Origin of the sequence: Corynebacterium sp. p3-SID1194 (assembly GCF_025144155.1) — a bacterium.
Taxonomy (GTDB): domain Bacteria; phylum Actinomycetota; class Actinomycetes; order Mycobacteriales; family Mycobacteriaceae; genus Corynebacterium.
On the sequence record NZ_JALXWY010000004.1, the window covers coordinates 15,162 to 36,295 of the forward strand.

Consider the following 21,134-nt stretch of genomic DNA (forward strand, 5'->3'; position numbering starts at 1 on the left):
CGTTGTTGGCGGTACGACAGTGCTAACCACGGGTGGTCACCTCTCCTTCGGGCTGGGCCGGGCAGATCGATTTCAGTTGGCAGAACGAGCAGTGGTCGCCGGTGACAGCACGCAGGGTGGGGCCCGTCATTTCGCCGACAAGCGGGCGGATCAGTTCCGCGAATTCGTCGAGCTGCTCGGCATCCTTCGGCGCCTGCGTGCGCACGGTGGGCTTCTTCGCTTTCGACGCAGGGAAGAACAGAGTTCCGCCGCCGACCTCCAACGGTTTTTCGCCCGCGCTGGCGGTGACCACTGCGCCATCGCGCCACACACCGCGGCTCAGCGCGAGCTGATAGCTGAGCAGCTGCGGGTGCTCGTCGACCTTCTTCTGCACCGTCGCATTCTTCCCGGTCTTCAAATCCACGACCTGCACCGGGCCGTCACCGTCCGCGTCGCCCTCGCGCTCCAGCCGGTCAATGCGCCCGCCGATGGTCAGGCCCGGAGCGACCTCCACATGAACCGGTACCTCCACGCCGAGCTGGGAGAATGTCCCGCGAGTGGAGTCGATCCACTGCCCGCATCGCTCGAGCACCGCAGTGAATTCAGCTAGGTCGTTGGCTTCCTTCCACGGCGGAACGCTGAAGAGGGCGCGGTAGGCGGCGATCGTGTCGGCGCGGGCCAGATCTGGGTCTACACCGTTTCCGAGCGCCTCGAAGAAATAGTGGATGAGCGTGCCGCGCGTCATCGCATCGTTGACCGCGGGCGCGATCTCGCGTTCCAGCACGCCGCGCATCGGGCATTCAAGCAGCCCCTCAATGCGCGAGGGCGACAGCCGCTTCGGGGGTGGCAAGGGCTCGCTTATCGACGCCTCCGTTGTCCCCCACCACTGCCCCGGGTCCGCCGCGGCGATACCGGCCTCCGCCAATCGCGCCAGCTGACGTGCCGCCTGCAAGCGCGTTTGTTCGCTGGATGCCTCGTCGGTGAGCGCCCGGCGTAGTTCCGCCACGATGTCTTCGACTGCCAGCACCCGAACTGCATCAGCCTCAGCGCGCACCTCACTGCCGACGGTGTCGAAGAGCGCTGGAACCTCCGCGCCCTCCGCGGCGACGCGCTCTTGCGCAGTGACGGGCACCGCGGCGATCTCTTGCGGGATAATCCCAATTTCCGCGGCGAATTCGGCGATGAAGCGCGAAGGTTCCACCACCTCGTCGCCGTCCTCCGACTGCACCGCGGTGACCACGATCCGGTCGGTCGCGCGACTGACCGCGAGGTGGAACAGGTGGCGCTCCTCTTTCAGGCGGTCAGCGATGTGGGAGACCGGCGTGGCTGGGTCGATCCCTTCGTCCACTAGGTCCACCAGATCCTCCTGGCGCATGAGCGTGCCAGTCTCACTGAGCGTGGGCCATGACAATTCCTGGACCCCGGAGACGATCACGCGCTTGAATTCGCGCCCCGCCGCACCGTGCGCGGTGAGCAGCGGCACGGCATCCGGGGTGGCGGTGCGCCGGTCACGCACGCCGGTGGGCAATTCCTGCTCCTCGATGTGCGCGATAAAAGACTCCACGGTGGCACTCGGGCGCCGCTCCGTGAAATCGCCTGCGGCATCAAACAGCGCCATCATCGCGTCCAAGTCGCGGTCCGCCTGCGAGCCTGCGGCACCGCCGCGCAGCGCGATCGCCATGAGGCTGTCCGCCAGTTTCGTCGCCGACCAGATCGCCCACAGCACGTCCTCGACACTGCCGCCCTCTCCTAGTGCCGTGCGCCCGGCCTCGAGCACGCTGCGGATGCGGTTCAGAATCGCAAGCTCCCGATCCGTGAGCACCGAACCGAAATCGGGCAGCTCTTCCTCCAATGCGAGCAATTCCGAGAGCGTCACTTCAGCGCGGGTGTCCGGCTTCCACCTGCGCAGACCACGCAGCAGACGGCGCAGCGTGACCGGGTCTGTGCCGCCGACGGGCCCGAGCAGCAGATCACGCCATTGGGCCATGCTCAACGGTTCGGTCAGCGCCTTTAGCCCCAGCAGCATCGCAGCGACGATGCGCTGTTCCGCCAGCACCACATCAGTCGGGTTCACCGCCACTGGAACACCGGCTTGCAGCAGCGCCCGGCGCAGCGACTCGATCATCCCTACCGAGCGCACCACCACGGATATATCGCGCCAGGCCACCCCCTCTTCGAGATGCCAACGCCGAAGGCGGTCCACCACGGCGGCGTGGTTGACAGCAGCACTCGGTGCGATCACCGCTTCTGCTGCCGGATGACGCTTAGTCGCGCCCAGATCGATCACTTCTGCGCCGTCCAAGTCCCGGAAGAATAGCGGGGATGCACCGCGGAAACGGAAGACCGACTGCTTCTCGTCGCCGCCAATGACAGTGAGTTCCGCTTCCTGCGCGAGCTGGCGCACCAGTTGAGCCGAAGCCGGATCGAGGTGCTGAGCATCGTCGACGATGACGGTGTGCCATGTGCGCGGTAGCGGCGCACGCACGGCGGAGGCGACTAGTTCCGATGCCGAATAGCTGCGCGCGCCGTAGAGAGCCATGACGTCCTGGTACTCAGCGAGAAAATCGCCCGCCGCCGACCAGACCGGAATCCCGTGACGCTGCCCCAAATCGCGCAGGTCGCCCGGCGTGAGCGTGCGCTCAACGGCGCGGAGCAAGAAATCGCGCAATTGGCGGGCGAAACCGACCATCGGCAGCGCGGGGCGCAGTTCCGCCGGCCATGTTCCTCCACCGTCGGCAGCATGGCCCTGCAGCAGCTCCCTAATGGCGAAGTCTTGCTCCGCGCCCGAGATCAAACGGATCGGCTCCGCCTCCGCGCTTTGATCCTCATCGCCCAGTCGCACGAGTGCGAAGGCCAACGAGTGAATGGAGCGCACAATCGGTTCATCGGCGACGAAACCGGAGGCCGCGAGCCGGTCAGACAACTCCGCGCGCACCCGCGCACCGGACTCCTTGGACGCGGTGAGAAACACCACGCCAGCTGGGTCAGCCCCGCCGCGGATTTTCGCCACCGCAGTGTCAATGAGGAAACTGGTCACGCCCGCACCGGCCGCACCAGTGACCTTGAACGCCCCGCGGGAGGGAAGCTCCACTGGCCACTCGCGCTGGTGAACAGTCCGTTCCCTGCCCACCAAATAGGCCTGCGGGTGCGGCGGGAGTTTCAGGCCTGCGTTGTGGGCGTCGTTCGGCTGCGTCATGCCCTACAGTGTGGCATCCGCCCCGGACACGAGCAGCCCCCGAACACGCTCAATCTTCGAACCCGTGTTCGACGATCCTCCGAATTCCCTGTTCAGAATCTCTCGATAATCAAGTGCGCGCTCACACATGAATATCAAGTCGGGCACATGAGACCACCTGCTCAGCACGGCATCGTCGACGGCGTCGGCCAAGAGGCCGTCGATAAGCGTCAGCGCTGCGCTGTAACCGTGAGGCCGCGCGCTGTCGGCGGGGACAAAATCGGTGAGCGCGGGCGGCAGCGAGCCGGAAAAGAGGCAGCACGCGAGGAAATCGGTGTGCACGACCTGCAATTTCTTGCCTTGTGGAAGGTGCCCCTTCCATGCGGCGCGGTCGGCGCGCGCCCACACGTCGTTGCGCTCGAGCTTGGGGGCTGGGAAATAGGACACGGCATCATCGAACCGAAGGGCCGCGGAAATCGCCTCGTCAACGCGGTGCCCCGGCTCGCCCTCGACGTAATCGGTGGCATGAAAACCCGCGACCGTGAAGCGGCCGTCAGTGGAGCGGACCGGGCGGGCGACGCGGACGCCGGGAACCGTGACTTTCTCCCGCACTTTCGACGACCATGCGGCGTGCACCGGCGCTTCGGAAATGACAATGCGACCGAAACGCACTCCGTTGCCCCACTCCGGGCCAAGCGGGAGCGGTTGCGACTCATCGACCTGGAACGACGTTAGAACATGCCCCGGAATCGCCATCGACACGCCTCTCCCTATACCGCCGCCGGACGCGGGTACGGCCACGGGTTGGCGCGGCACGTGTCGTCGTTATCTGGGTAGACCTCTTCCGGCGCGAGCTGGAACAGATCCTTATTGTTCAAGCTCAGCGTCTGCTGCATCATCACCGGGGCGAGCTTGCCGTCCTCACCGCATGGCTCGTGCTCCGCGTAGCCCAGCGCGTGTCCCACTTCGTGGTTGATCAAGTACTGGCGGTACATGCCCAAATCGCCGTTATACGGCGCGGCGCCGCGGACCCAACGGGACTCGTTGATGATCACCCGGTCACCGTCTGCTTCCGTATAGATACGGCAGGACGTCTCGAGCCCGATGTCATTTCCGCAGGTCTCACGAGTCGTGCCCACGGAGGTCAGCTGGATGCGCAGGTCCGGATCATCGGACGAGGAGACATGCTCGAAACGGAATCGCGGGTCGTTCGTCCAGCCGCGCGGATCCGACAAAGTAGCGTCCACCATCGCAGCGAAAGAATCGTCGCCGCCGAAGGTGGTGGTGTCAATGCCGTCTTCCACCTCGGTGGAAAACCGCACGACCTTCTCCTCGCCCTTCCCGTGATTCATGCCGAGCGAGCCAACGGGCCGGTACGTACCCTTGCCCTGTTCGGTGAACGGGCCGCCGGGCGGAAGCTCCGTCATCGCGACCTGGCCTTCCGGCATGTCCGGCACCGTCACGCGCGGCTCGTCGGTGGTGTCCTCAATCCCCTCCGTCCCGCGCGAGGTCGTCCCAACAGTCTCCCCCGCAGGAGTATTAACGATGCTCCAGATCACCAACGCAGTCACCACCACCAGCACCGGGATGGCATAAGCGCGCCAACCGTAAGCATCAGCGAATCGCGCGAACGCGGATTTCTCCGCCCCGCTGTGGCCAGCGGCGGGTTCGTAAGCGCCGGGGTGGTAGGTCATACGTTCAATCTATCGCGCATTTAGCCGGAAAAGCCGACAGCACGCGGGGTGGAGTTGCCCAATTCGACATACAGGATGCGCTCGGTACGCACGACGTACTTCATACCGCGCTCGTCGTCGAAGGAGACAGTCGGAGCGCCGGACTCGATCGCCTGCGTAACTTCGCCGAGGATCTCATCCTGCCCCTTCGGGGAGGAAATGGAGAGTTCGCGGTGGGAGTCAGCCAGTCCGATCTTGATTTCCATGCTGTTTTTCGTCCTTTACTTTTCGCTCTATTCTTCGTGCCGTCGCCGGCGATGGTCATATTGTAACGAGGGGCAGTTAAGATGTTCACGTGCCCGATCGTTCTGTACAGCAGCCCCAGCAGCCGCCGACGTTCGCTGAGCTCGGCGTCGCCGCGGAGATCGTCGGGGCGCTCGCAGACAACGGGATCGAGCGGGTCTTTTCCATCCAAGAGCTCACCCTCCCCATCGCCTTGACCGGCCGGGATTTGATCGGCCAGGCCCGCACGGGCATGGGCAAGACTTTCGCTTTCGGCGTCCCGTTGCTGGACCGTGTCTTCGACGACGCCGCTATCGAGGAGCTCGACGGCACCCCGCGCGCACTCGTGGTCACGCCCACGCGCGAGCTCGCCGTCCAGGTGGGCGAAGACCTCACGCTCGCAGCGAAAAACACGCCCATTCGCTTATCGACGATCTATGGCGGCCGCCCCTACGACGAGCAACTCGCCGCCCTCAATGACGGTGTCGACGTCATCGTCGGCACTCCCGGCCGCCTTCTGGATCTTCACCAGCGCGGCGATCTGGACCTAAGCCACGTGGCGATTCTGGTTCTCGATGAAGCCGACGAGATGCTCGACCTGGGCTTCCTCCCCGACATCCAAAAACTGTGGGCTGCGCTGCACCAGCCGCTGCAGACGATGCTCTTCTCCGCCACTATGCCGGGGCAGATCCTCACCCTGGCACGGTCGATGATGAATAAGCCGCTGCACATCCGCGCTGAGGCCACCGAGTCCTCCCAAGTGCACGACACCACCAAGCAGGTCGTATTCTGCTCCCACAAGATGGACAAACCCGAGGTCACCGCCCGCATTTTGCAGGCCGACGGCCGCGGCAAGACCATCATTTTCACCCGCACGAAGCGCACCGCCGCCGATGTCGCCGAAGACTTAGCCGGCCGCGGTTTCCCCGTCGGCTCCGTTCACGGTGATTTGGGTCAGGAAGCCCGCGAGCGCTCCCTCGAAGCTTTCCGCAACGGCACAGTGGAGATCCTCGTGGCCACCGATGTCGCCGCCCGCGGCATCGACGTCGACGATGTCACCCACGTGATCAACTACCAGACTCCTGACGACCCAATGACCTACGTGCACCGCATCGGCCGCACCGGCCGCGCTGGCCGCACCGGCACCGCCGTCACCCTCGTCGGTTTCGATGAGGGCGCGAAGTGGAAGCTCATCAACGACGAGCTCTCGCTAGACACACCTGAACCCCCGACGTGGTTCTCCACCTCCCCGGAGCTGCGCGACGCCCTCGATATTCCCGAGGACGCCCGCTCCAACGTCGGCCCGGCCCGCCCCGTTCACGGCGTGCGCAAAAAGCGCGGCGATTCCCGTCCCGACCGGAACCAATCCAGATCCCGATCTAAAAGGAGGCGACGGTGAGCAACGCTCCGCTACGCCGCACCCGCGGCGACCTCATCGCCACTGGCGTCATCACCGCCGTGTCTGTTCTTGCCCTGCTCATCGCGTTTTTCACCGCGCCGATCCGCAAGGACGAGCTCACCCCCGCCGCTGAGGAGATTCCCAACGGCGGGATACTCGCCATCGCCCCGCATGATCTTTCCGAGGGCCCTACCCTGTACGACGACGCCCCCAACCCGCGCCCTGTCACCGTCGCCGGCATGATCGCCACCTACGACAAAGACAGCGGCACCATCACCGCTTCCACCCCGGACGGCGAGGAGAAGTGGAGCTACACCCGCGGCCCCGAACTGTGTGGCATGGCCTCAGCATGGGATGAAGTCGTGGCTGTCTACCGCACCAATATCGGCTGCGGCGATGTGGTGGCCATCAAAGCCACGACCGGCCAGTACTCCCACACCCGCTCCGCGATCGCGCCCGAGCAGGTCGCCATGATCTCCTCGAACGACCGCGTCGGCTATGCCGCCCCGTCGCGCTCCGAGATCTGGCGCAACGACCTTGTCCGCACCGTCGAATACGGCGAGGTCGAAGCCCCGCAGGAGCCGGACTTCCAGCCCAACGAGGGCTGTACCCTCACCTCCGCTCTGACCCGCACCGAATTCTTTGCCGTCACCGAGAAGTGCGAGGACGGCTCCTGGCTGCGCATGCAAAAGGCCACTCCGGAGGACTCCCGCAAGCCCGAGCTTCACGAGTCCGTCGAGATCGCCGACAACGCCTACCTCGTCGCTGTGGGCCAGGAAGCCGCCGCCGTCTACAACCCGGGATCCTCGAAGGTCACGTCCTATAAACAGGACGGCACCCAACTGGCCAGCTCCCAGGTGCCCCAGTCTGACCTGCTCAGCGACTCACCGATCGGGATCGCCACCGTCCAAGTCGCCGATCTGCCGCACCACATGAGCTACTTCGACGGCCAGAATCTCATGCTTCTCGACCCCGAAACCCTCGAAGTCACCACCATCTTCTCCGACGCTCTCGGCACCGGCTTCGGCGCCGGCGACCGCCTCGTCTACCCCACCGCCGAAGGCATCGCCGTTGCCAATTGGGATACCCAATCCGTCGACCACGTCATCCCCGTCGACCGCCACGGCTACACCGGCCCGGTCTCCATCGCCTCCGCCGGCGCCACCGTCGTCGAAAAGCGCGGCACTAAGATCGCGATCCTCGACCTCGTGCAGTAGCTTTCCCCCCGCGCCGCTCCGCTCAGCGCGCCGGGCGCCAGGAGCCCGCGCGCCACCGCCGGTGAATCTGTTTACATGTTCGCCCGATCAGCGCAGGAACGAAAACGCCCTGAGCAGGAAATATAGTTAGCGGCGCATATCGCGGATGTAAACAGATTCACCAGCGCCAGGCATCAGGGGCCAACCAGCCCTACTTACCGCGCCGCGCATCGAACGCGGCGGTGGCCCATTGGGTGGACACCGGGTGCAGCGCGCACACGAGAGTGATCGCGGCGGCGAGGAGGGTAATCACGCCGATCGACGTCGCACCGCCCATGAACATGTAGAAGGCGATGCCGAGCAGCAGAACGTTCATGAACACGATGATGCTGCGCCCCCACTGATTGCCGCGCAGGATGTTGATGCCGCCGTAGGCCATGGGCCCGAATGTGCACAGAATGAACAGCGCGGTGCCCACGCCGACCAAGGCGAAGGCGGAGGTCTCGGACTGGACGAGCGATTCGTCGGCACCATTGGTGATCTGCACATACGCCAGGTAAATGCCGTAGCCGATCGCCACAACGCCTTCGAGCACGGCCATCACGGCCGCCGCCTTCATTAGCGCGGGCGCTTCCGCCGTCGCGCGGGCGGCCTCAGGGCTGGGCAGGTTTTTCTTCGGTTCCGGGGCGTTCGCATTCACGCCTTCATCCTAAAGCCACGGCCGTCGCGAACCCGAAACCCCGCCCCGGCAGCCAACCCAAACCACAGGCGATTTGACGTAGTGCGTCCGGTCACATCTCACAGCATTGCTTGATATACCCTGTTCACGCTACTTTCAGCAGGCACAGAACTCCCCCTTACAGGGCCCAGCAAGCCCCCGAAACAGATAAAATCCGCGGAGAAATTATGATTCCGGTCACAATTTGGCGTTTACCCCTAGCGGGATGTATGTAAACGTGTCATTATTCTCGGGTAGCAAAAACAAAGAGCTAGTTACATAGCCACTAACTCCAAGCCACCACGGAGTTAAGTTCCGGTAAACGGAAGACGGGTCCCGAAGCCACCGGGAACACCGCCCGCTCATCGCCGGAAATCATCTGCTTGCGCAAACCCTGACCCAAGCCAGGTTTCATTGTCGCGCCGCCGTGCGCGCATTCATTCCTGCGCCTGTCGACGGGCTTGTTAGTGGTGTGCACGCTTCATGACATTTCTCGACATCCGACGCACTACCTACCCGAAGACCTAGAAGGAGACTGATCACCATGGATTGGCGCCACGAAGCAATTTGCCGCGACGAAGACCCCGAACTGTTCTTCCCGGTCGGTAACTCCGGCCCCGCATTGTCCCAGATCGCACAGGCCAAGCTTGTGTGCCACCGCTGCCCCGTCACCTCCCAGTGCCTGAAGTGGGCTCTGGAGACCGGCCAGGATGCCGGCGTCTGGGGTGGCCTGTCCGAGGAGGAGCGCCGCGCCCTCAAGCGCCGCAACAAGCAGCGCAACCGTCAGCGCGTTTCTGCTTAAGCCACGCGCGAACCGGCCCAAAAGCGGACCAATTACCGCTGCCGGGCCGGTGCCCGATAAAGTGGACTGACAGTTAGATCAGTACCGTATCTTTGGCCCAAGGAGGTCGTTATGAGCAAGCGTGGTCGTAAGCGCAAGGACCGCCGCAAGAAGAGCGCTAACCGCGGCAAGCGCCCCAACTCCTAAGAGTTGAGCGTATACGAGAACTCCTCCCCACTGAATAAAAGGTGGGGAGGAGTTCTTGGTTTTTGCACCTAGCAGCTACTCGTATCGCCGGTAAGTGATCGAAATGGACTGCACAATGCGTTGACGCAGGCCCTCGGGCGCTTGGTCCTGGCAGTTGCAGCGGCGGACGATCTGGCGGATCTCAGTCTCAGATTTGAGCCAGGCAAAGCTTTCGGGGCAGGTCTGGATGATCTCGCGGATCTCGGCGACTCGCGCCGCAGGGGTGTCGGTATCGAAGTATTCGCAGAGTAGCGCGTGTGCGCGTGCTGGTTCGATATTGCAGTCACCCATTATTTCTGCTCCTCCAGACCAATACCTTGTTCGTTCGCCACATCTTTCAACAGTTCGCGGAGCTGTTTTCTTCCCCGGTGGAGTCGCGACATGACGGTGCCGAGCGGGATGTCCATGACTTCGGCGATTTCTTTGTACGCCAGACCTTCAACATCTGCGTAATAGACGACCATGCGGTAGTCGTCGCTCAGCGAGTTCATGGCTTCGGCGATTTGCGCATCCGGCAGGTTCTTCAGCGCCTCAACTTCGGCGGATTGCAGGCCGGTCGAGTCGTGCGAGCTGGTGGTGTACAGCTGGCGGTCGGTGACATCCTCGGCGGAGGTCTCGATCGGGCGGCGCTGCTTCTTCCGGTACGAGTTGATGTACGTGTTCGTCATGATCCGGTACAGCCACGCTTTGAGGTTCGTACCTTCTTTGAAGGAGTCGAACGCTTTGTAGGCCTTGAGGTAAGTCTCTTGCACCAGGTCTTCAGCGTCTTGTGGGTTGCGCGTCATGCGCAGCGCGCCGCCGTAGAGCTGGTCCAGCAGCGGCATCGCCTCCTCGGTGAAGCGCTGTTCGAGATCGGTGTGGGCCATGGGTGCCATCTTAGCGGTGATCAGCGAGCGCTAGGCTTGGCGCCTATGGCAACGAAGACTCAGGCGTTGGAAGCCCTCAAACAAGCTGGAGTGGACCACGAGGTGCTCAGCTACACCGCGGGCACAGACCATTTCGGGGAGCATGCGGTGGAGCAGCTGGGACTCGATGCCGCGAAGACGCTGGTCATCCATCACGAGCGCGAGTACGCGGTCTGTTGCGTGCCGGTCGCTGGTCACCTGTCGCTCAAGCATGCGGCGAAAGCGCTGGGCTGGAAGAACGCGGAGATGGCGGACCCGAAGGTGGCGCAGCGCCTCACCGGGTACATCGTGGGAGGCATCTCGCCGCTCGGCACGAAACAGCAGTTGAGCACGCTTATCGACGCCTCCGTCGCCCACTCCGACACCATCACCGTCTCGGCGGGCCAGCGTGGTTTGTCCATCGCGATGTCGCCGACTGATCTGGCAAAACTATGCAGTGCCCAGTTCGCGGATATCGCGGCTGAGTAGCACTCCTACCCCACTGGCTCGGTGCTCATCGGGCCGTCGCCGATAAGCTCGGCGTATTCATTGCGGATATTACCCACTTCCTGCGCGGCCGGGCGCCACTGCAGCCGATCGGCGACGCGGGAGGGGTGGACCAATTCGAGCGCCTCGTCCGGTGAACCGTGCACCCACTGTTCGGTTTCCTCAGGCTGCAGGAAGAGTGGGAGGCGGTGGTGCAGCCACGACATATTATCGGTGGCGTCAGTGGTGACCATCGTTGTGGAGAGTTTGTCCAGCCCGGTCTCCCACAGCGCGGCAGCGTAGAGCAGCCCCTCTTCCGGTTGCACGAAATACGGCTGTTTCCCGGTCTTCGTGCTGGCATCGGCTTTCCACTCGTAGTACCCGTCGAGCACCATCAGGCCGCGGCGGGCTTTGAAGGCGGAACGGAATGACGGTTTCTCAGCGACGGTCTCGCCGCGGGCATTGAACAGCGGCGGGCCGGTCTCGTCCTTCTTCCAGGTGGGGAGAAGGCCCCAGCGGGCAGAGTCGATCTGGGCCTCAGCGCCGTCGACGCGGATCAGGGGCACTTGCTGCGTGGGCCCGATGTTGTAGCGCGGCGGCGGGGTGCCATCCGGCGCGAGGACTTCGGTCACGCCAGGCAGCGTGCCGACGGCCGCGATCAGGTCGTCGCCGGTGGTGAAGAGAACGAAACGTCCGCACATGCCTTCCCATTATGCCCGCGGCTAGCTCGGTAGGATGGCCCGCATGACGCAATTGTGGCCAGCGCCGTTTCACCCAGAGCCGTTCACCAGCACTGTGCTGGTGCCCGGCTCAAAGTCGATCACCAACCGGGCGTATGTGCTCGCTGCTCTCGCCAGCGAACCGAGCACGCTCGTGGGCGCACTGCGTTCGCGCGACACGGATTTGATGCAGGGCGCGCTCGAAGCCATGGGCGTGGAATTCACGCTCGACGGCGACACGCTCACGGCCACGCCGGGCACGCTCACGGGCGGCACAGTCGACTGCGGTCTCGCGGGAACGGTCATGCGTTTCATTCCGGCAGTCGCGGCATTCGCGAACGGCGCGGTCCACGTCGACGGCGATGAGCAAGCGCGGGTCCGCCCGGTGGCAACGGTACTCGATGCGCTCCGCGATGCGGGAGTGGACGTTGAAGGCACCGCTCTCCCCTACACCGTCAACGGAACGGGGTCGGCGAAGGGAGGACGGATCGAGATGGATGCGTCGAAAAGCTCGCAGTTCGTCTCGGCTCTGCTGCTCGCGGGCGCGCGTTTCGACGAAGGCCTCCACATCGTGCACACCGGCGAGCGCGTGCCGTCGACACCGCACATCGAGATGACCGTGGAGATGGTGCGCGCCGCCGGCGTGGAGGTCGAATCCAGTCTGACGGAATGGACGGTGCGCCCGGGTCCGATCAAGGGCGGCACGTGGGTGATCGAACCGGATCTGTCCAATGCCACGCCGTTTTTGGCTGCGGCGGCTGTCACCGGCGGAACGGTGAGCGTACCGCACTGGCCGACCACGACGAACCAGGCCGGCGACGTCATCCGGGACATCCTGACAAATATGGGCTGCGACGTGCGCCTGAGCGGCGAAGAAACGGACAAGACACTCACCGTCACGGGCCCGAAACCCGGTGAGCTACAGGGCATTGAGCTGGATATGGGCGATATCGGCGAGCTCACCCCCACAGTGGCGGCGCTGGCCACGCAGGCAGCCAGCCCGAGCGAGCTGACGGGCATCGCGCACCTGCGCGGGCACGAGACGGACCGGCTGGCGGCGCTCACCGCGGAGATCACGGCGCTCGGCGGGCAGTGCGAGGAGCTTGACGACGGCCTGCGCATCACCCCCGCCGCCTTGCACGGGGGAACCTGGCATTCCTACGCCGATCACCGCATGGCCACCGCCGGCGCGATCATCGGGCTGACCACCGAGGGCGTGGAAGTCGAAGACATCGGCACCACGGCGAAGACGCTGCCAGGCTTTGAGACGATGTGGACGGACATGCTGCATGGCTAGGCGCGGCGGACGGGACTTCTCCAGCTACGACGAATCGGATGTGAAAGTCCGGCCGGGCAAGGGCTCGCGCCCGCGGTCGAAGGACCGCCCGAAGCACAAAGATGCAGTCGTGGGCTTGGTGATCACGAAGGACCGCGGCCGCTGGGGCGTCGTGCTGGAGGACGGCACGCGCGTGGTGTGCATGCGCGCCCGCGAGCTGGGGCGCACCTCGATCGAGGTCGGCGACCGCGTCGGCGTCGTCGGTGACACCAGCGGGGTAAAGGACACGCTCGCCCGCATCGTCAAGCGCGAGGAACGCACCTCCGAGCTGCGCCGCACCGCCGACGACACGGACCCGTACGAGCGGATCGTCGTGGCCAATGCGGAGATCCTGCTGATCGTCTGCGCTGTCGCTGATCCCCCGCCACGCACAGGCTTCGTGGAGCGCGCGCTTGTCGCCGCATTCGTCGGCGGTGTCACCCCGGTTGTCTGCCTGACCAAGTCGGATTTGGCGGACCCGGGCGAGTTCGAGAAAGAGCTCGCGGACTTGGACGTGGAGGTCCTGCGCTCAGGCATCGACGACGATATCGCGGCGTTGCTAAAGCGTATCGACGGCCGCCTCTCCGCCGTCATCGGCCATTCCGGTGTGGGCAAGTCGACGCTGGTCAACCGCATCGTCCCGGATGCCAACCGGGAGACCGGCGAAGTCTCCGGCGTAGGCAAGGGCCGTCACACATCCACGCAATCGGTGGCACTGGAATTGCCGGATAGCCACGGCTGGATCATCGACACCCCCGGCATCAGGTCCTTCGGCCTGGCGCACGTCTCACCAGACCAGGTGATCGAGCCGTTCCCCGATCTCGCGGAGGCGGCTGAGCGCTGCCCGCGCGGGTGCACGCACGCCGGTCCCCCGGCGGACCCGGAGTGCGCGTGGGACGACTTCGACCCAGACTCCGTCATCGGACGGCGTGTCCAAGCGGTGCGGCGCCTACTCGTGGCGTTGCGGATCAACGAGACGACCTATGACTAGCGAATGGCATTAGGCCAGCTAGATAAACAGATCGTGGACGTTGGTTGAAGTTCAGGCAGCCTTTAAGTTTGTGCAGTAATTCTTGCACGGTTATCATGCAGGAATTACTGCATGATTCTTGGAGGTTCAATGTCACCACGCGAGTACCAGCACCCGAAACCCGATGAAATCACTTTGGCCAAGGTGCTAGCTGCCTTGAGTGACCCCACCCGGCTGGAGATGATCCATCGGCTAGCCGACGGGCAGGAACACGACAGTCGCGGGCTCGCAGACGATCTGCCTCGGTCTACGCTGACCTACCACACACGCATGCTGCGTGAGGCTGGAGTGACGTGGACCCGGGGTGAAGGACGCGCGTGTCTGATCCGGTTGCGGCGCGACGATCTGGACCAGTTGTTCCCCGGTGTGCTCGCTGCTGTTATCGCCAACACAGGTTCCGAGGTGGATAAGGAATGATGAGTCGACTTTGGCCCTTCGTGTTGGGGAGCGTCGCGCTCGGCCTGGATGCCTACGTCGTCGCAGGTCTACTTCCTGCCATCGCCTCATCGCTGGGTGCACGGGAAGCTACTGTCGGACTGGGCGTGGCGGCCTTCACAGGATCCTACGCGATCGCTGGGCCTCTGCTGGCCGGGCGAGCCGGACAGCAGTCCCGGCGTAGCCTGGTCATCGCCATACTTGTGTTCACCGTTGCGAACTTGGCTACGGCCTTGTCGCCGACAGTGTGGCTTTTCCTGGGGTCTCGTGTGGCGGCTGGCGTGGCAGCGGGCGTGTACTCACCACTGTCGTCCGCAGTTGCCGCAGAGCTCGTGGGGCAACATCGTCGGGGGCGTGCACTGGCTTTGGTTCTTGCCGGCTTGGCAGTAGGTACTGTGTTCGGAGTGCCGATCGGTCTGGCCCTGGCGCAACAGTGGGGTTGGCGTGCCGCGTTCCTGTTGATCGTGGTCATCGGTGGCGCTGCACTGACAGGAATAACGCTGCGCGGCGGGGAACTGCCAACGATCGCGGCCTCTGGCGCTGCAGACCGGTTGAGGTCCATCGCCCGCCCGAAGAATCTCCTCACGGTCACGGTAACGCTACTGACCGGCTGCGCTTCTCTGGGGCTTTACACCTACCTGACCGTCGTACTGTCCGCGGGAAGCCTTGCTTCGCATCAGACCATGGCAATTTGGGTTTGGGGGCTCGGCGGGGCGGTCGGAGCGCTGGGCATCGGGCGTTTCGTGGACAAGTGTAATCCGCTGCGACTGAGCGGTTTCATCCTCACTGGCCTCACCTGTGCGCTAGTCGGTATGACTCTGGGGCAGGTCCCTGGGATCGTGGTGGTCAGTCTTTTCGTCTGGGGACTGTGCGGTTGGGCTTCTCTCGCACCCCAGCAGCATGTACTGCTCCAGACGAATCCTGCTGATGGTGCTACGGCGGTGGCTGCGAATGCGTCGGCGAACTATTTGGGCTCGGCGCTGGGTGCGGTCATTGGCTCACTGTTGGTCGCTGCGCATGCGACGCCGGCGATGCTGTGTGGTTCCGCGGCGGCACTTGCAGCGGTCGCACTGCTCTGCCAGCTTGCTCGCCAGCGCATGGATTCCGAGCCGTAGACGTGCATCCCAACGTCGCATTCAGCTAACGCCACCAGGCCCACACGGTCTACGGGAACCAGGCTCCCTTTTCGCGATTCACCAACGTGCCCCGTCAGCAGAGCTAGAGCAGCTCGACGAGGAAGGACAGCTCGTCTGGGTGGTAGAACGCCAGGTAATTGTCCTGGGCGTCGCCCACGGCGAGTTCGGCATCTTGGTCGCCGAGATCGGCGGCGTCGATAAGCTCAGTGGCTTTTTTCGTGGCTTCTTCGGCAGCGGCGATGTCGACATGGATCGCGGCGACATCCTCGCGGTTAATGGCCTCGGACAGCTTGACCACGGACTCGCCCATATCGGGCTGCGGGACGGCGTCGACGTCGGCGGAGATGACCACGCGGCGGTGCGGAAAGTCCGGCTCGTCGCCGATGGCGAGTAGGCGCAGGGAGGCCAGCGCGGCGTCGTCGAATGCGACGGCCTCGATCTCCTCCTCGTCGCCGGAGGTGAAGAACTCGACCAGCGCGGGTGTGGCGGCGAAACCCCAGCCGCTGCGGGCATGAATGGTGCCCTCAGCGTCGAGCTCCTTGAGCATCGCGAAGGTGGCGGGAATGTAGACGCGCACTAGAACTCGCCCTCGATGCCGTAGAGGGACTGAATTTCCACCACAGTGCGGTCGAATGCGGTGTGCAAGATGCCGATGAGGCCCGCTTCCACAGCGCCGCGGACGTTGAGGATGTCGTCGTCGATCATCGTGCAATCCTCCAGCGGCATGCCAATCGCATCGGCGGCAGCCTGAAATGCGGCCTTTTCCGGCTTTTCCGCGCCGACCTCGCCGGAGAGGATCACAGCGTCGACGTGGCCGCGGAACTCCCATTCACGGATGGCGTCTGCCTCCGGGCCGCCCGGGTCATTGGACAGGATGGCGGTGCTGATCTCGTTGGCCTTGAGCTCTGCTAGCAGCGTCTGCCAGCGCTTGATGTCCTCGGCGTCCGCGTCGAGCACGCCGGCGTAATCGATAATCAAACCCTGCATCAACGACCTCGTTTCCTCGCTTTGTTCTTCATTGTCTACTTCAGTAGACATCACACGACCGGGTTTCAAGGACAACCGGTCCGGATTCCGGAACAATACTACCTAGCCCACGCCGCGTCTGCCCCTGGGGTGAAGCGCCGCGGAACACTGAATTTTTCAGGATCTGTTCTCGCTGGCGCGTGCACACACTAGGAGGCTAGATAGATGTATTACCCCGTTCCCGGTCTCACACACATGAAAGTGCTGCTGCCCGCACCAGGCAGACGCGCAGCACCACCGCCTATATCCGGCAAAGCTGGCGCTATGGCCGGCGAGACCCCGACATTCTCACCGCTCATCCGTGTCGCGCTCGACGCAGCCTTTGGTATTCGGGACCTCAAAGTGCTGCAAGCACGCACCTTCGCGCCGATGGTGCGGACGTATGTCCGGGCGCGCCGCATCGGCGGGCTGCCGCCCGGGGTGGTCAAAGTATCCACCAGCCGGCGGCGCGGCCAGGAATTCTACGGGACAGCCGAAGCCGCGGGCGCGCGCTACGCCTGGGTGGCGCGCGTCAACGCCGGCCGCCTCGTGTCCTTCCGGGTGCTATGAGGGCGCCACCTAGGCCTGCTCGGTCGTCGGCTGCTGGTCCTGCTGCTCGAACTGCTTGCGCAGCATGAACAGCTGGCGGACGGTCTCTTCCTTCACGCCGTCGTTCATGGCGTTGAACATGTCGCCGCCCTCCTTCTGGTACTCGACCAGAGGATCGCGCTGGGCCATCGCGCGCAGGCCGATGCCCTCCTTGAGGTAATCCATCTCGTAGAGGTGCTCGCGCCACTTGGTGTCGATGATCGGCAGGATCACCATGCGCTCCACATTGCGCATCTGGTCTTCGCCGCCGATGGAGATGACATTGTCCTCGAGCTTGTCGTAGGACTCGTGGGCGTCATCGAGCACTGCCTGACGCAGCTGGGAAGAGGTGAGCTCGCCGGGTGAGCCGTACTCGGAGCCGTCGATAAGCTCCTGCGGTGTGACCGTCGGGCCGTACAGCGAATCGAGCGCATTCCACAGCTCGTCCAAGTCCCAGTCCTCGACGTAGCCGTCGTACGTGGCACCGTCGACGTACGCGCCGATGGTGTCATCGATCATGCTGCGGATCTGGTCCTTGATGTCCTTCGACTCGAGGATCTCCCGGCGCTCGCGGTAGACGACCTTGCGCTGCTCGTTGAGCACCTCGTCGTACTTGAGGACGTTCTTACGGGTCTCGAAGTTCTGGTTCTCCACCTGGGACTGCGCGCCCTTGATGGAGCGGGAGACCATGCCTGCCTCGATCGGCACATCGTCCGGGACGTTGAGGCGGTTCATCATGTTCTCCATGGATGCGCCGACGAAGCGGACCATCAGGTCGTCGCGCATGGAGAGGTAGAAGCGGGTCTCGCCCGGGTCGCCCTGACGGCCAGAACGGCCGCGGAGCTGGTTGTCGATGCGGCGGGACTCGTGGCGCTCGGTGCCGATGACGTACAGGCCGCCGGCCTCACGCACCTCGTCGCCAAGCTGCTTGGAGCGCTCCTTCGCTGCCGGAAGCTGCTCATCCCACGCTTCCTGGTACGCCTCTTCGTCCTCGAACGGGTCGAGGCCCTGCTCCTTGAGCTTGGCGTCCAGCAGGACTTCTGGGTTGCCGCCCAGCACGATATCGGTACCGCGGCCAGCCATGTTGGTGGACACCGTGACATTGCCGGGCAGACCCGCCTCGGCGATGATGCGGCCTTCTTCCTCGTGGTGCTTCGCGTTGAGGACGTTGTGCTTGATGCCCTTGCGTGCCAGCAGCTGGGAGAGGTACTCGGAACGCTCGACGGACGTGGTGCCCACGAGGACCGGCTGGCCGTTCTCCACGTGCTCGGCGATGTCCTCTGCGACGGCAGCGAACTTCGCTTCCTGCGTCTTGTAGATCAGGTCGTCCTTGTCCTGGCGGATATTCGGCTTATTCGGCGGAATAGCCACGACACCGAGCTTGTAGATCTGGTTGAGCTCCGCTGCCTCAGTCTCGGCGGTACCGGTCATGCCGGCGAGCTTGTCGTAGAGACGGAAGTAGTTCTGCAGCGTGACCGTGGCCAGGGTCTGGTTCTCGTTTTTGATCTCCACGCCCTCTTTGGCCTCGATGGCCTGGTGCATGCCCTCGTTGTAGCGGCGGCCCGGCAGGATGCGGCCGGTGAACGAGTCGACGATGAGGACCTCGCCCTTGCGGATGATGTAGTCCTTGTCGCGCTCGAAGAGCTCCTTCGCCTTCAGGGCGTTGTTGAGGTAGCTGACCAGCTGGGAGTTCTCCGGTGCGTAGAGGTTGTCGATGCCGAGCTGATCCTCGACAAACTCGACACCTTCCTCGGAAACGCCGACGGTGCGCTTGCGCTGGTCCACTTCGTAGTGGATGCCCTCGCGCATGCGGGGCGCCAACTGGGAGAAGACGGTGTAGAACTGGCTCGAGCCGTCGACCGGTCCGGAAATGATCAGCGGGGTACGCGCTTCGTCGATGAGAATCGAGTCGACCTCGTCCACGATGGCGAAGTTGTGACCGCGCTGCACCATGTCGCTGACCGATTTGGTCATGTTGTCGCGCAGGTAATCGAAGCCCAGCTCGTTATTCGTGCCGTAGGTGATGTCCGAGTAATAAGCGCGCGTGCGCTCCGGCGGGCGCATGTCGGAAAGGATGACGCCGACCTCGAGCCCTAAGAAGCGGTGCACACGGCCCATCATCTCGGCATCGCGCTTGGCTAGGTAGTCGTTCACCGTGACGATGTGGACACCCTTGCCTTCGAGGGCGTTGAGGTAGGCCGGAAGCACCGACGTCAGGGTCTTGCCCTCACCGGTCTTCATCTCGGCGACGGAGCCGAAGTGCAGTGCGGCGCCGCCCATGATCTGCACCTTGTAGTGCTTCTGCCCGAGCACGCGCCAGGATGCCTCACGCGCGGTAGCGAATGCATCGAGCAGGATGTCGTCCAAGCTTTTTCCGTCCGCGAGCGCGTCCTTGAACTCGTTGGTCTTTGCCTTGAGCTCTTCGTCCGTCAACGCGGCGTACTCGTCCTCCAAAGCGAGAACGTCGTCCGCGATCTTGGAAAGGCGCTTTACTGTGCGGCCTTCACCGGCGCGCAGCAGCTTGGACAGTCCGAACACGTTGTCTTCCTTTAACAGTTGGATACATCGGGCGTAAGCGAGAGCCAGGGCGCATTAGTCAACGCAACAACTCTGCTCGTTATTCAAACCGCCATTGTACGCACGCGCATGTTTGGAACCACTTTCAGGCGTGCAGTTGTCCTGACAGAAAGCTGTGAAAACGCTGCTGCCCGCTCCCCAGCACTCGGTGCGGAGAAACGGGCAGGTGGTGAGTGGGCTGGGACTAGTTGTCCGCGCCCTCCTCAGGCACGAGGGTGATCAAGCCGTAGTCGTACGCGTGGCGGCGGTACACCACGGACGGGCGGGAGGTCTCCTCATTGATGAACAAGTAGAAGTCGTGGCCCACCAGCTCCATCTCGGACAGCGCGGCATCCACGCTCATCGGGGTGGCCGGGTGCTCCTTGGTGCGCACGACCTGACCCGGCAGCTGATCCTCGATCTGCGCCGCGTACGGGTCGGCGGGCTGCTCCTGGTTCTCCTTAGCGCGTGCCTGCTCTGCCTCTGCGGCGAGCTCGGCTGCGATCTCGCCGGTGGACTTCGGTTTGCGGTGGCCGCCCATGGAGATCTCGCGGCGGACCTTCACCTTGCGCAGGGAGCGCTCCATCTTGCCGATCGCGGATTCGAGTGCGGCATAGAAGCTGTCTTCCTTGGCCTCGGCGCGGGCGAGGTGACCCTTGCCGGTCGCGGTGATCTGGATACGGTTGGCCTGTGCCTCACGGCGCGGGTTCGGCTCGTGCTGCAGCTCAACGTGGAAGAAGGTCAACGTCGGATCGAGCTTTTCGATCTTGGCCAGCTTGCCATTCACGCGCTCCTGGAAGTGCTCCGGAACTTCGACGTTGCGGCCCGTGATGGTCACCTGTGCGGCGGGGCTCAGGGCTTCGTTCTTGTTCTCGTTTGCAGAGGTCATCTGCTTTCCTCCTTCTAGTCGGACACGTCGAACGCGATCGCTCGCTCTACTTAGAATTATACCTACCGCCATCGCACGGTTTACATGAGTTCACATGTTTGTAACGTGGAAATCAGGCGGCTGCCAGAACGACGCACCCACGCACATCCGCGCCGTGGGCGAGCAGTATCTCAACACTCGCTTGCAGCGTCGCCCCCGTGGTCACCACATCGTCCACCACGACCAAGGGGCCAGATGGGACAGAGTCGAGGAAGACATTGCCCTGCAGGTTCCGCCGACGCCCGGCTTCACTGAGCGCGCCCTGGTCGGGGGTGTCCTCCGCCAGCCGGAGCACATTGTGCACAGTCCGGCCGCTGAAGCCGCAGACTCCGGCCACCGGGTCACCACCACGGTCGCGGGCCGAGGACGGCCGCGTCGGGGCAGGAACGAGCGCTGAGTGCTCCGTCAATTCCCCGTTGGCCTCGAGCCGGAACAGCATCGCACCGAGCACCGCGCCGATCTCGCGCCGCACCGCGAGATTCTTGCGCTCCTTCATCGCGAGGATCACTCCGCGGTGTGGGTCGGAATATGTGCCGAGCGCATACACCGGAACGTGAACCGGAACGCGCGGTGTGACGCGGAAAGGCGGCGATAAAAGCTGCT

Annotated in this window: 23 protein-coding genes; 10 read left to right on the forward strand and 13 right to left on the reverse strand. The window is 63.9% G+C overall.

Annotated elements, in window-relative coordinates; translation table 11 throughout:
- Positions 1 to 22: 22 nt before the first annotated feature.
- From M3G19_RS04410 to M3G19_RS04425, 4 genes are read right to left on the reverse strand one after another with little or no spacing between them, the layout of a single operon-like run.
- Positions 23 to 3,175 carry an ATP-dependent DNA helicase gene (locus M3G19_RS04410; RefSeq protein WP_259900878.1) on the reverse strand — a complete coding sequence of 1,051 codons (3,153 nt, stop codon included), beginning with the start codon at positions 3,173 to 3,175 and terminating at the stop codon, positions 23 to 25.
- 3 nt (positions 3,176 to 3,178) lie between these two features.
- Positions 3,179 to 3,910: a hypothetical protein gene (locus tag M3G19_RS04415; RefSeq protein WP_259901185.1), complete on the reverse strand. Its 732-nt coding sequence runs from the start codon at positions 3,908 to 3,910 to the stop codon at positions 3,179 to 3,181.
- 14 nt (positions 3,911 to 3,924) lie between these two features.
- Positions 3,925 to 4,848: a DUF3152 domain-containing protein gene (locus M3G19_RS04420; protein ID WP_259900880.1), complete on the reverse strand. Its 924-nt coding sequence runs from the start codon at positions 4,846 to 4,848 to the stop codon at positions 3,925 to 3,927.
- Positions 4,849 to 4,868: 20 nt separating this feature from the next.
- On the reverse strand, positions 4,869 to 5,093 hold the full coding sequence (locus M3G19_RS04425; protein ID WP_210574136.1) for a DUF3107 domain-containing protein: 225 nt from the start codon (positions 5,091 to 5,093) through the stop codon (positions 4,869 to 4,871).
- Between the two features lie 89 nt (positions 5,094 to 5,182).
- On the opposite strand from M3G19_RS04425, the gene M3G19_RS04430 reads away from it, so the two are divergent.
- Together M3G19_RS04430 and M3G19_RS04435 are read left to right on the forward strand one after the other, a co-directional pair.
- Positions 5,183 to 6,508 carry a DEAD/DEAH box helicase gene (locus tag M3G19_RS04430; protein WP_259900882.1) on the forward strand — a complete coding sequence of 442 codons (1,326 nt, stop codon included), beginning with the start codon at positions 5,183 to 5,185 and terminating at the stop codon, positions 6,506 to 6,508.
- A complete protein-coding gene (locus M3G19_RS04435; protein ID WP_259900883.1) occupies positions 6,505 to 7,725 on the forward strand; it encodes a hypothetical protein in 1,221 nt (406 codons plus the stop codon). Before M3G19_RS04430 ends, M3G19_RS04435 begins: the two co-directional genes overlap by 4 nt.
- Before the next feature lie 190 nt (positions 7,726 to 7,915).
- Here M3G19_RS04435 and M3G19_RS04440 read toward each other — a convergent pair whose 3' ends face one another.
- Complete coding sequence (locus M3G19_RS04440; RefSeq protein ID WP_259900885.1) at positions 7,916 to 8,404, reverse strand: hypothetical protein; 489 nt, start codon at positions 8,402 to 8,404, stop codon at positions 7,916 to 7,918.
- Between the two features lie 562 nt (positions 8,405 to 8,966).
- Between M3G19_RS04440 and M3G19_RS04445 the strand changes: the two genes are divergently transcribed.
- Together M3G19_RS04445 and M3G19_RS11935 are read left to right on the forward strand one after the other, a co-directional pair.
- Entirely contained in the window at positions 8,967 to 9,224 is a 258-nt protein-coding gene (locus tag M3G19_RS04445) for a WhiB family transcriptional regulator (protein ID WP_076599812.1), read from the forward strand.
- 111 nt (positions 9,225 to 9,335) lie between these two features.
- Positions 9,336 to 9,410 (forward strand): 50S ribosomal protein bL37, encoded by a 75-nt coding sequence (locus M3G19_RS11935; protein ID WP_095066802.1) that lies wholly within the window; start codon positions 9,336 to 9,338, stop codon positions 9,408 to 9,410.
- Between the two features lie 75 nt (positions 9,411 to 9,485).
- Here M3G19_RS11935 and M3G19_RS04450 read toward each other — a convergent pair whose 3' ends face one another.
- Positions 9,486 to 9,740 carry an anti-sigma factor gene (locus M3G19_RS04450; protein ID WP_259900886.1) on the reverse strand — a complete coding sequence of 85 codons (255 nt, stop codon included), beginning with the start codon at positions 9,738 to 9,740 and terminating at the stop codon, positions 9,486 to 9,488.
- Positions 9,740 to 10,315 carry a sigma-70 family RNA polymerase sigma factor gene (locus M3G19_RS04455; protein WP_210574141.1) on the reverse strand — a complete coding sequence of 192 codons (576 nt, stop codon included), beginning with the start codon at positions 10,313 to 10,315 and terminating at the stop codon, positions 9,740 to 9,742. Before M3G19_RS04455 ends, M3G19_RS04450 begins: the two co-directional genes overlap by 1 nt.
- Positions 10,316 to 10,360: 45 nt before the next feature.
- Here M3G19_RS04455 and ybaK point away from each other — a divergent pair, with 45 nt between their 5' ends.
- Positions 10,361 to 10,822 carry a Cys-tRNA(Pro) deacylase gene (ybaK, locus tag M3G19_RS04460; RefSeq protein WP_259900888.1) on the forward strand — a complete coding sequence of 154 codons (462 nt, stop codon included), beginning with the start codon at positions 10,361 to 10,363 and terminating at the stop codon, positions 10,820 to 10,822.
- A gap of 5 nt (positions 10,823 to 10,827) precedes the next feature.
- Here the strand turns inward: ybaK and M3G19_RS04465 are convergent, their stop codons facing one another.
- The gene (locus M3G19_RS04465; RefSeq protein ID WP_259900889.1) at positions 10,828 to 11,520 is read right to left on the reverse strand and encodes an SOS response-associated peptidase; all 693 of its coding nucleotides are present in this window, start codon (positions 11,518 to 11,520) and stop codon (positions 10,828 to 10,830) included.
- Between the two features lie 43 nt (positions 11,521 to 11,563).
- Here M3G19_RS04465 and aroA point away from each other — a divergent pair, with 43 nt between their 5' ends.
- The 4 genes from aroA (at position 11,564) to M3G19_RS04485 (ending at position 15,433) form a co-directional block, all read left to right on the forward strand.
- Positions 11,564 to 12,835, forward strand: coding sequence for a 3-phosphoshikimate 1-carboxyvinyltransferase (gene aroA / locus M3G19_RS04470; protein ID WP_396121744.1), 1,272 nt, complete (start codon positions 11,564 to 11,566; stop codon positions 12,833 to 12,835).
- Positions 12,828 to 13,844 (forward strand): ribosome small subunit-dependent GTPase A, encoded by a 1,017-nt coding sequence (gene rsgA / locus M3G19_RS04475; RefSeq protein ID WP_259900904.1) that lies wholly within the window; start codon positions 12,828 to 12,830, stop codon positions 13,842 to 13,844. Before aroA ends, rsgA begins: the two co-directional genes overlap by 8 nt.
- A 195-nt stretch (positions 13,845 to 14,039) precedes the next feature.
- Positions 14,040 to 14,300, forward strand: coding sequence for an ArsR/SmtB family transcription factor (locus M3G19_RS04480; RefSeq protein WP_396121745.1), 261 nt, complete (start codon positions 14,040 to 14,042; stop codon positions 14,298 to 14,300).
- Entirely contained in the window at positions 14,297 to 15,433 is a 1,137-nt protein-coding gene (locus M3G19_RS04485) for an MFS transporter (protein WP_259900908.1), read from the forward strand. The genes M3G19_RS04480 and M3G19_RS04485 overlap by 4 nt, the downstream gene beginning before the upstream one ends.
- Positions 15,434 to 15,536: 103 nt before the next feature.
- Here the strand turns inward: M3G19_RS04485 and M3G19_RS04490 are convergent, their stop codons facing one another.
- Both M3G19_RS04490 and M3G19_RS04495 read right to left on the reverse strand, forming a co-directional pair.
- Positions 15,537 to 16,031, reverse strand: a complete 495-nt coding sequence (locus M3G19_RS04490; protein ID WP_259900910.1) for a DUF6912 family protein — start codon at positions 16,029 to 16,031, stop codon at positions 15,537 to 15,539.
- Entirely contained in the window at positions 16,031 to 16,492 is a 462-nt protein-coding gene (locus tag M3G19_RS04495; RefSeq protein ID WP_259900912.1) for an HAD family hydrolase, read from the reverse strand. Before M3G19_RS04495 ends, M3G19_RS04490 begins: the two co-directional genes overlap by 1 nt.
- A gap of 153 nt (positions 16,493 to 16,645) precedes the next feature.
- Between M3G19_RS04495 and M3G19_RS04500 the strand changes: the two genes are divergently transcribed.
- On the forward strand, positions 16,646 to 17,029 hold the full coding sequence (locus M3G19_RS04500) for a hypothetical protein (protein WP_259900915.1): 384 nt from the start codon (positions 16,646 to 16,648) through the stop codon (positions 17,027 to 17,029).
- A gap of 9 nt (positions 17,030 to 17,038) precedes the next feature.
- Here the strand turns inward: M3G19_RS04500 and secA are convergent, their stop codons facing one another.
- The 3 genes from secA to M3G19_RS04515 form a co-directional block, all read right to left on the reverse strand.
- Positions 17,039 to 19,585: a preprotein translocase subunit SecA gene (gene secA, locus M3G19_RS04505; RefSeq protein WP_259900921.1), complete on the reverse strand. Its 2,547-nt coding sequence runs from the start codon at positions 19,583 to 19,585 to the stop codon at positions 17,039 to 17,041.
- Positions 19,586 to 19,808: 223 nt separating this feature from the next.
- Complete coding sequence (hpf, locus tag M3G19_RS04510) at positions 19,809 to 20,492, reverse strand: ribosome hibernation-promoting factor, HPF/YfiA family (RefSeq protein ID WP_210574153.1); 684 nt, start codon at positions 20,490 to 20,492, stop codon at positions 19,809 to 19,811.
- A gap of 112 nt (positions 20,493 to 20,604) precedes the next feature.
- Positions 20,605 to 21,027 (reverse strand): ComF family protein, encoded by a 423-nt coding sequence (locus M3G19_RS04515; protein ID WP_259900940.1) that lies wholly within the window; start codon positions 21,025 to 21,027, stop codon positions 20,605 to 20,607.
- Positions 21,028 to 21,134 lie beyond the last annotated feature (107 nt).

Coding starts and splice junctions, on each gene's coding strand:
- M3G19_RS04410 (WP_259900878.1), bottom strand. CDS start 3,175: ATGACGCAGCCGAACGACGCCCACAACGCAGGCCTGAAACTCCCGCCG.
- M3G19_RS04415 (WP_259901185.1), bottom strand. CDS start 3,910: ATGGCGATTCCGGGGCATGTTCTAACGTCGTTCCAGGTCGATGAGTCG.
- M3G19_RS04420 (WP_259900880.1), bottom strand. CDS start 4,848: ATGACCTACCACCCCGGCGCTTACGAACCCGCCGCTGGCCACAGCGGG.
- M3G19_RS04425 (WP_210574136.1), bottom strand. CDS start 5,093: ATGGAAATCAAGATCGGACTGGCTGACTCCCACCGCGAACTCTCCATT.
- M3G19_RS04445 (WP_076599812.1), top strand. CDS start 8,967: ATGGATTGGCGCCACGAAGCAATTTGCCGCGACGAAGACCCCGAACTG.
- M3G19_RS04450 (WP_259900886.1), bottom strand. CDS start 9,740: ATGGGTGACTGCAATATCGAACCAGCACGCGCACACGCGCTACTCTGC.
- M3G19_RS04455 (WP_210574141.1), bottom strand. CDS start 10,315: ATGGCCCACACCGATCTCGAACAGCGCTTCACCGAGGAGGCGATGCCG.
- ybaK (WP_259900888.1), top strand. CDS start 10,361: ATGGCAACGAAGACTCAGGCGTTGGAAGCCCTCAAACAAGCTGGAGTG.
- M3G19_RS04465 (WP_259900889.1), bottom strand. CDS start 11,520: ATGTGCGGACGTTTCGTTCTCTTCACCACCGGCGACGACCTGATCGCG.
- aroA (WP_396121744.1), top strand. CDS start 11,564: ATGACGCAATTGTGGCCAGCGCCGTTTCACCCAGAGCCGTTCACCAGC.
- rsgA (WP_259900904.1), top strand. CDS start 12,828: ATGGCTAGGCGCGGCGGACGGGACTTCTCCAGCTACGACGAATCGGAT.
- M3G19_RS04485 (WP_259900908.1), top strand. CDS start 14,297: ATGATGAGTCGACTTTGGCCCTTCGTGTTGGGGAGCGTCGCGCTCGGC.
- M3G19_RS04495 (WP_259900912.1), bottom strand. CDS start 16,492: ATGTCTACTGAAGTAGACAATGAAGAACAAAGCGAGGAAACGAGGTCG.
- M3G19_RS04500 (WP_259900915.1), top strand. CDS start 16,646: ATGTATTACCCCGTTCCCGGTCTCACACACATGAAAGTGCTGCTGCCC.
- hpf (WP_210574153.1), bottom strand. CDS start 20,492: ATGACCTCTGCAAACGAGAACAAGAACGAAGCCCTGAGCCCCGCCGCA.
- M3G19_RS04515 (WP_259900940.1), bottom strand. CDS start 21,027: ATGAAGGAGCGCAAGAATCTCGCGGTGCGGCGCGAGATCGGCGCGGTG.